Source organism: Bradyrhizobium sp. P5_C11_2 (assembly GCF_054049755.1).
Window position 1 is genome coordinate 1 of record NZ_JBFULT010000366.1, and the last position, 7,633, is coordinate 7,633.

Genomic DNA, 7,633 nt, shown 5'->3' on the forward strand with positions numbered 1-7,633 from the left:
GCTTGAACATCGCATCCGCCTCGTCCGTGGTCTGGCGGTAGATGTCGTGCATGGACTCGACGGTCTGCCGGTGCTCCTCCTCGGACGCCRCGCGCACCGCCTCGAACTGGCGGGTGATCGCGGCCGAGCCGGCGCCGGCGGTCTCCGCGACGACGCGGGCGATGTCGCGGGCGCGCTCTTCGGCGGCGGCCAGCGATTCATCGAGCAGGCCGGTGAAGCGCGACAGCCGCTGGTCGAGATCGGTCGTGCGCAGGTCGATCGTGGTGACGAGCGACTCCAGCGCCTGCTTGCGTTCGGCGAGCGAAGCGGTGGTGTTCTTGTTGCTCTGCTCCACGACCTGGGCGGCCTCGACGAGCGCCTTGCCGTGCGCGTCGAACTGGGTCGACAGCTCGCCGAGATCCTGCAGCGCCTTCGTGGTCTTGCTGTTGAAGACGTTGAGCTGGTCCTCGAGGTTCTGCGTCGCAGCCCCGTTGCGCGAGGTGACGTCGTTCATTGCCGAGACGAAGTCGGCGACGCGCGTCACCAGCGCCCGCTCAAGCGAGTTGAGGTTGTCGTGCGCACCGGTCAGCACCTCCTGGAGCAGGATGTTGCCTTCGCGCAGGCGCTCGAACAGGGCCACCGTGTCGGTGCGCAGGATCTTGCTGGTCTCCTGCATCTCGGTGACGGCCGCGATCGAGACCTGGCGCGACTGGTCGATCGCCGAGCGCGAGGCCTGTTCGAGGTCCTTGAGCGATTTGTTGACCGCGCTGGTGGCGATCTCGCTCGCCGAGTTGATGGTGCGGGCCACTTCGGAGCCGTTGCCCATCATCGTCTGCGAGAACGCCTGGCCGCGGGTCTCGATCGACTTCAGCGCGTCGGAGGTGACGCGATCGATGTCGAGCGTGAGCTGGCTGGTCTTCGAGCCGATCGCATCGACCAGCGCGCCGCGCTTGGAGTCGATCATGTTCGAGAGACGGTCGGACTGCTGCTGCACGTAGGTGACGATCTCGTCGGTCTTGCCGGTCATGGCCTGGCCGAAGCTGCTGCTGGCGGCGAGCACCGAGCGCTCGACGTCGGCCGAGCTCGACTTGACCCGCGAGCTCGCCTCGTTGGAGGCGTTGATCAGCGCGTTCTGGGCGTTGAGCGCGCTGGTCTGGATGTCGTTGGTGGCGTTCGCGGTCGCCGTGCCGAGCGCGCGCTCGATCTCGGTCGAGATCGTGCGGATCTGGCTCGCGGCGTCCGCCGAGGTCGAGGTCAGCGAGGTCTGCGCCTCGCGTGCGCTGTTGAGGATGGTCGAGGCGGTATCGGCGCCGACCGCGGTCAGCGTGCGCTCGATGTCCGTGGTCAGCGACTTGATCTGGCTCGCCGCATCGGTCGAGGCGGAGATCAGCGTGCCCTGGGCCTCGCGCACGCCGCTGGTGAGCGCCTCGATGGTGGCGCCGCCGGCGGTCGCCAGCGCGCGCTGCATCTCGGCCGCCAGCGAGCGGACCTGACCGGTCTGTTCGGCCGAGACCGCGAGCAGGGTGCTCTGGGCGTCGCGGGCGCTGGTCGTGATCGTCTCGGCGGTCATCTGGCCGGCCTGCGAGAGCGAGCGGTGCACCTCGGCCGCGAGCGACTTGACCTGGCTTGCCGCGTCCGAAGACGCCGTGACCAGGGTGCTCTGGGCCTCGCGGGCGCCGGTCATGATGGTCTCGGCCGTCGAGGTGCCTGCCATCGAGAGCGAGCGCTGCACGTCCGAGGACAGCGCCTTGATCTGGTTGGCGGTCTCGGTCGAGGCCGCGATCAGCGTGCCCTGCGCATCGCGGGCGCCGGCGGTGATCGACTCGGCCGTGGCGGAGCCGGCCATCGACAGCGAGCGCTGCACGTCGGCGGTGAGCGTCTTGACATGGTTGGCCGCGTCCGAAGAGGCGGTGACGAGCGTGGTCTGCACCTCGCGAGCGCCGGCCAGGATCGAGGCCGCGGTCGCCGAGCCTGCCGCCGACAGCGTGCGTTCGACGTCGGCCGCGAGGCCCTTGATCTGGTTGGACGCATCGCCGGATGCGGCGACCAGGGTCGACTGCGCCTCACGGGCGCTGGTCAGGATCGAGTTGGCCGCGCCGGTGCCCACCGCGGTGAGCGCGCTCTCGACCTCGGCCGAGGTCATCTTGAGCTGGGCGTTGACGTCGGAGGAGACCGTCATCAGCGACTGCTGGGCGGTGCGCGCGCCGGTCTGGATCGTCTCGCTGGTGTTGACGACCAGGTTGGTGAGCGAACGCTCGGCGTCCTCGACATGCGAGCGGATCGCAGTGGAGATCATTTCGGCGCGGGACATCATGTCTTCGCTGGCCTGGCGTCCGCTGCTCTCGATGCGGCCGGCGACGGCCTCGACACGCGAGCCGAGCAGGTCTTCGAATTGCGCCACGCGCACGTCGATGTCGTTGGCGACCGAGCCCACCTTGGTCTCGATGGCCTGGTGGATGTCCTGGAAGCGCGCCGTGACCGTGTCGGTCAGATGCATGCTGCGGCCGTCGATGATCTCGGTGACGCCGGTGATGCGGCGGTCGACCGCCTCGATCGCCTGCGCGGTGCCGTCCGTGAGCGTCGAGGTCAGGAGCGTGAGGCGCGTGTCGATCGACTGCACGGCCTGCGAGGCGCCGTTCGTCACCGCGGTGGTCAGGTAGGTGAGGCGGGTGTCGATGGACTCGAGCGCCTGCGCCGCGCCGCCGGTGAGCGTGTTCGTGAGATGCGTCAGACGCGTGTCGATCGACTGGATCGTCTGCGATGCGCCGTCGGTCAGCGAATTCGTCAGGTGGGTGAGGCGGGAGTCGACCGACTGGATCGCCTGGGCGGCACCGTCGGTCAGCGTGGTGGCGAGCGTGTTGAGGCGTCCGTCGATGGTGTCGGTCACGGACTGCGCGCGGGTGTCGAACGACTGTTCGAGCGCGGCGACGCGGCCGACGAGCTGCTCGTCGAAGGTCTTGATGTGGCCTTCGATCGTGCCGTCCAGGCTGGCGATCTTGCCGTTCAGCGAGGCGTCGAGGTTGGTGACGCGTTCGCCGATCGTGGTCTCGAACTGCACCAGGCGCTGGTCGAGCGCGCCGGTGATCTGGCCGCCGTGCGAGGTGAAGCGGGTGTCGAAATTGTCGACATAGGTCTTCAGCGTCTCGGCGATGTCCTGCGTGCGCTGGCCCATGCGCTCGACGATCTCGCCGCCGAAGGTCTTCACGGTGCGGTCGAACTCGGAGATGTGGCGGGTGATCAGCGCGCCCAGCGTGCCGGAATCGCGGGCGAACTTCTCGACCAGCTCGGAGCCCTGGTTCTTCACCAGCTCGTCGAACGCACTCATCTGGAGCGACAGCGAGTCGTGCGCGGTCTCGGTCTGGCTGACGACCTTGGCGACCAGAGTGTTGACGGTGGCGTCGAGCGCTTCGCTCGCCTTGTCTCCGGAGGTCATGATATGGCCGGCGAGCCGGTTGCCGGCGTCGTCGATCTTGGCGGAGAGGTCGTTGGAGCGCAGCTCGAGCTCGAGCAGCAGCGAGTCCGACGAGTTCTTCAGGCTGTCGTGCACCTGCTCGGTGCGCTCGGAGATGCCGTCGACGATCGCGGCGGAGCGCTGCTCGAACTCGCCAGTGATGCGGTCGATGCGCTCGTTCAGCATCTCGTGGACGCGGTCGGCGAGATCGACGAACTCGTCGTGGACGTGGCCGGTCTTGAAGTTGAGGCTGGTGGTCAGCCGCTCGCTGGCGTCGAGCACGGCGCGCGTGGTCTCGTTGCTGGCTTCCTCGAGGCGGTCGAGCAGGTCGCCGCCGCGCTCGCCGAGCGCGAGGATCATGTTGTCGCCGGCGTTGCTCAGCGCGCCCGTGATGTGGGCGCCGCGCTCTTCGAGAGCGCCGGTGATGCTCTTGGCGACCTCGTCGACGCGCGAGGCGATCGCATCCGAGATCAGCGCGATGTCGTGGCGCAGGTCGATCTGCACGCCGGAGATGGCGCTGCGGACCTGCTCGGCCTGGCCGACCAGATTGTCGCGCTGATGCGCGATGTCCTGAAGCAGGGCGCGGATGCGCACTTCATTGTCGGAATAGGCGCGTTCCAGCGCCGCAACCTCGTTGGCGACCAGCGTCTCGAGCTCGCCGGCGCGCGCGATCGCGCGCTCGATGCCGTCGCCCATCGCCGCGACCTCGCGGCGGATGGCCTGGCCGACGGTGACCATGGAATCGGAGGCCGAGCCTTCCGGCTCGGAGAAGCGGATTGCGACCTGCGCCATGGCCTGCGCGATCATGCGCATTTCCTGGCCGCGCCAGACCAGGCTCGCCAGGAAGTAGAACAGCATGATGGGCGCGAAGAACATCGCGACCAGACCGGCGATGACGAGCACGCCGCCGCTCTGGCCCATGGCGGCCTGGATCGAGGGCAGGAAGCCGACGGACAGCGCGGCGCAGGCTGCGAGCCAGATGCCGGCGAAGATGGTGGCGAAGGTGTAGACGCTGCGGGCAGGGCGGCCCTTCTGAAGCGCCTGGAGCAGCTGGCCGATGGTCTCGCGGTCGTCATTGGCGGCGCGGCGCGAGGTCCGGGGCTCCTCGATCGGATCGAACACCGCCCGCTCGTTGGCGGCGGGACGCGGCTCGAAGGACGGTTCGTCGTCGAACAAGGGAGGCGCCGGCGGCGCGACCGAGGGCGCCGTCTCGTTGCGCATCGACGCGTTGCGACTGGTATCCGCGGCGGTGTCGCTGATGTTCAGGGCTTCCTGGATCGCAGAAAGCGCAACTTCTGTCGGGTCTTTGACCTTTTTCGGAGTGTTCGCCATGTTCAGTCCGAGCCCTCGTTACTTGTACGCGTCCCCCCGCGAGCCCTGCGCGCTACGCAAGCCCACAGACCGGATCATGCCGCTTGCGCGGATCTCCGAGCCGTCCCCACCCGGACGGCTTGTCCGCCAATTTCCGCAACATCCTATTGGCAGAGCGTCGCGAATGAAATGCCTGCGATTAAGACAATCTTAATCATCGTTAACAGGATCGCGCCGTAACGTCTTAGCAACACATGGAATTCTCCACCGAACCCGGCCGATTGCGGCAACTTTTCGGCAATAAACCGGCAGAATTACGTAAAACGGCTGGAACATTTCGTTAACCATTTCCGTGCTTGGGTAGCGCGGAACCTTGCCGCCGGACCGGCGGAGCATCGCGCGATGCCGGGGCCTGCGCCATGACGCCTGATCTGCAACGGATGCAATGGATGCCCTCGCCCCCGCTTGCGCCCATCGACACCCCGCTCGACCTCGATCATCTCGCGCGCATGACGCTCGGGGACGCCGAGCTCGAACAGGAAGTGCTCGCGATGTTCGCCGAGCAGGCGGTCCGGCTGCTTGCAGCGATGGCGGCGCTGCCGGCCGAGGCCGGTGCGCTCGCACACAAGCTCAAGGGTTCGGCGCGCGGTATTGGCGCCTTTGCGGTGGCGGATGCCGCCGCCAGCCTCGAGACCGCGATCCGGACCGGCCACAACCGGCCGGGCGCCTTCGCCGCGCTGAAGGAGGCGGTGGCCGAGGTCCGCGCCGTTATCGAGGCGATCCTGAAGCACTAGGCCGGCAACCCGCAGGCCGCGGGCGGCCTGCGCACTAGCGCGGCCCTTATCGACCCGTTATAGGACAGCCCAGACCCTCCTTTATTCCAAGATCGCGGCAGCACGAGCACACATGGCCAAAATTCACTTTGTCGACCACAAGGGCGAAACCCGCACGGTGGAAATCGAGAACGGCGCGACCGTGATGGAAGCCGCCATCCGCAACAGCATTCCCGGCATCGAGGCCGAATGCGGCGGCGCCTGCGCCTGCGCAACCTGCCATGTCTATGTCGACGAAGCCTGGCGCGAGAAGGTCGGCAGCCCGACGCCGATGGAAGAGGACATGCTCGATTTCGGCTTCGACGTGCGCCCGAATTCGCGCCTGTCCTGCCAGATCAAGGTGAGCGACGATCTCGACGGTCTCGTGGTGGCGACGCCGGAACGTCAGGCCTAAACGCCAAGCCTAGGCACGCGGCTGTTCTAGGCGGCGGGCGGCGCGACCTCGATCCCGCGCTTGTGCCAGGGTCTGAGCTTCTCGATGATCTCCGCCGTGAGCGGCGCCGGCCGCCGGGTCGCCTCGTCGAGCATGACGCCGACCGACGTCGCCGACGCGATGCATTTTCCTTCCGAAAACACCACCTGCTCGAAGGTCACCGAGGTTCGTCCGAGCTTCACGACGCCGAGGCCGAGCGCGATCGTATTGGGCCAGTGCAGCTCGGCGCGAAAATGGATGTCGAGCCGCACCATGATCCAGGCGAGGCCCGGCGGCGTCAGCCCGTATTGCGGGCTCTTCATCAGCGTGACGCGGCCGGTCTCGAAATAGGTGGCGTAGACCGCGTTGTTGACGTGCTGGTTGGGATCGAGATCGCCGAAGCGGACGTTGTCGTCGAGGCGATAGGGGTAGTCCTCCAGGCGCGGCGTCGTATCGAGGCGGCTTGGTGCGTTCACCGGTTGATCTCCGTCATATCCTTCCCGGTTACAGCCCAGTTATTTTGACCCGGCAAGTGGGGGCGGCTGCGGGGCGCTCCCGCTTTTATGCCTTCCCTGATCCATTCCCGTTGGCTAGACAGGCAGGGTCCCCTCTGCCCGCCGGGCGCCGTCCAACCGACACCGACCGATAAAGAGACGACATGAGCGACGCGATCAAAACCGATGTGCTGATTATTGGCGCCGGCCCCTGCGGTCTGTTCGCCGCCTTCGAGCTTGGCCTTCTCGACATGAAGGCACATTTCGTCGACATCCTCGACAAGATCGGCGGCCAGTGCGCCGAGCTCTATCCGGAAAAGCCGATCTACGACATTCCCGGCATTCCGCATGTTTCGGGGCAGGGGCTCACCGATGCGCTGATGGAGCAGATCAAGCCGTTCCATCCGACCTTCCATCTCGGCGAGATGGTCGAGACGGTGGAGAAGATCGGCGATCCCGCATTTCGCTGCACCACCGATGCCGGCACGGTGTTCGAATGCAAGGTGCTGGTGATCGCGGCCGGCGGCGGCTCGTTCCAGCCCAAGCGTCCGCCGGTGCCGGGGATCGAGGCGTATGAAGGCACCTCGGTGCATTACGCCGTGCGCAAGATGGAACARTTTCGCGACAAGAGCGTGCTGATCGTCGGCGGCGGCGATTCCGCGCTGGACTGGACGCTGAATCTGCATCCGCTCGCCAGGCGCATCACGCTGCTGCACCGGCGCGACGAGTTTCGCGCAGCGCCTCACAGCGTCGAGCAGATGCGCGCGCTCGTCGCAGCCGGCAAGATGGATCTCAGGATCGGCCAGGTCACCGCGCTGGCGGGGAGCGACGGCAAGCTCACCGGCGCCACCCTCAAGGGCAACGACAACAGCATCACCGAGATCGCCTGCGACACCCTGCTGCCGTTCTTCGGGCTGACCATGAAGCTCGGTCCGGTCGCGAACTGGGGCATTGCGCTGGAGAACAATCTAGTGCCGGTCGAGACGTCGGCGTTCGAGACCAACGTATCAGGCATCTTCGCGATCGGCGACATCAACACCTATCCCGGCAAGCTCAAGCTGATCCTGTGCGGCTTCCACGAGGGCGCGCTGATGTCGCAAAAAGCACATCGCTACGTCTATCCGGAGAAGCGGCTCGTGTTCCAGTACACGAC

General features: G+C 66.8%; 5 protein-coding genes. 3 read left to right on the top strand and 2 right to left on the bottom strand.

The genetic code is table 11. The annotated features are described in order from the left end of the window. Nucleotides 1–4,762, bottom strand: a 4,762-nt coding sequence (locus ACXJL8_RS27670; protein ID WP_456685936.1) for an apolipoprotein A-IV repeat region-like domain-containing protein, incomplete at its 3' end; no start/stop codon positions are given. Between the two features lie 428 nt (nucleotides 4,763–5,190). On the opposite strand from ACXJL8_RS27670, the gene ACXJL8_RS27675 reads away from it, so the two are divergent. Beyond that, entirely contained in the window at nucleotides 5,191–5,535 is a 345-nt protein-coding gene (locus ACXJL8_RS27675) for an Hpt domain-containing protein (protein ID WP_456622092.1), read from the top strand. Between the two features lie 112 nt (nucleotides 5,536–5,647). Continuing rightward, complete coding sequence (locus ACXJL8_RS27680) at nucleotides 5,648–5,968, top strand: 2Fe-2S iron-sulfur cluster-binding protein (RefSeq protein ID WP_018642875.1); 321 nt, start codon at nucleotides 5,648–5,650, stop codon at nucleotides 5,966–5,968. A gap of 26 nt (nucleotides 5,969–5,994) precedes the next feature. Here the strand turns inward: ACXJL8_RS27680 and ACXJL8_RS27685 are convergent, their stop codons facing one another. Continuing rightward, nucleotides 5,995–6,462 (bottom strand): acyl-CoA thioesterase, encoded by a 468-nt coding sequence (locus ACXJL8_RS27685; protein ID WP_456622091.1) that lies wholly within the window; start codon nucleotides 6,460–6,462, stop codon nucleotides 5,995–5,997. A gap of 182 nt (nucleotides 6,463–6,644) precedes the next feature. On the opposite strand from ACXJL8_RS27685, the gene ACXJL8_RS27690 reads away from it, so the two are divergent. Next, nucleotides 6,645–7,633 (top strand): NAD(P)/FAD-dependent oxidoreductase (locus ACXJL8_RS27690; protein ID WP_456685937.1); only part of this gene is annotated, 989 nt, incomplete at its 3' end.

Excerpts from the sequence above, each read along its gene's own strand:
- ACXJL8_RS27680 (WP_018642875.1), top strand. The coding sequence starts at position 5,648 with ATGGCCAAAATTCACTTTGTCGACCACAAGGGCGAAACCCGCACGGTG.
- ACXJL8_RS27675 (WP_456622092.1), top strand. The coding sequence starts at position 5,191 with ATGCCCTCGCCCCCGCTTGCGCCCATCGACACCCCGCTCGACCTCGAT.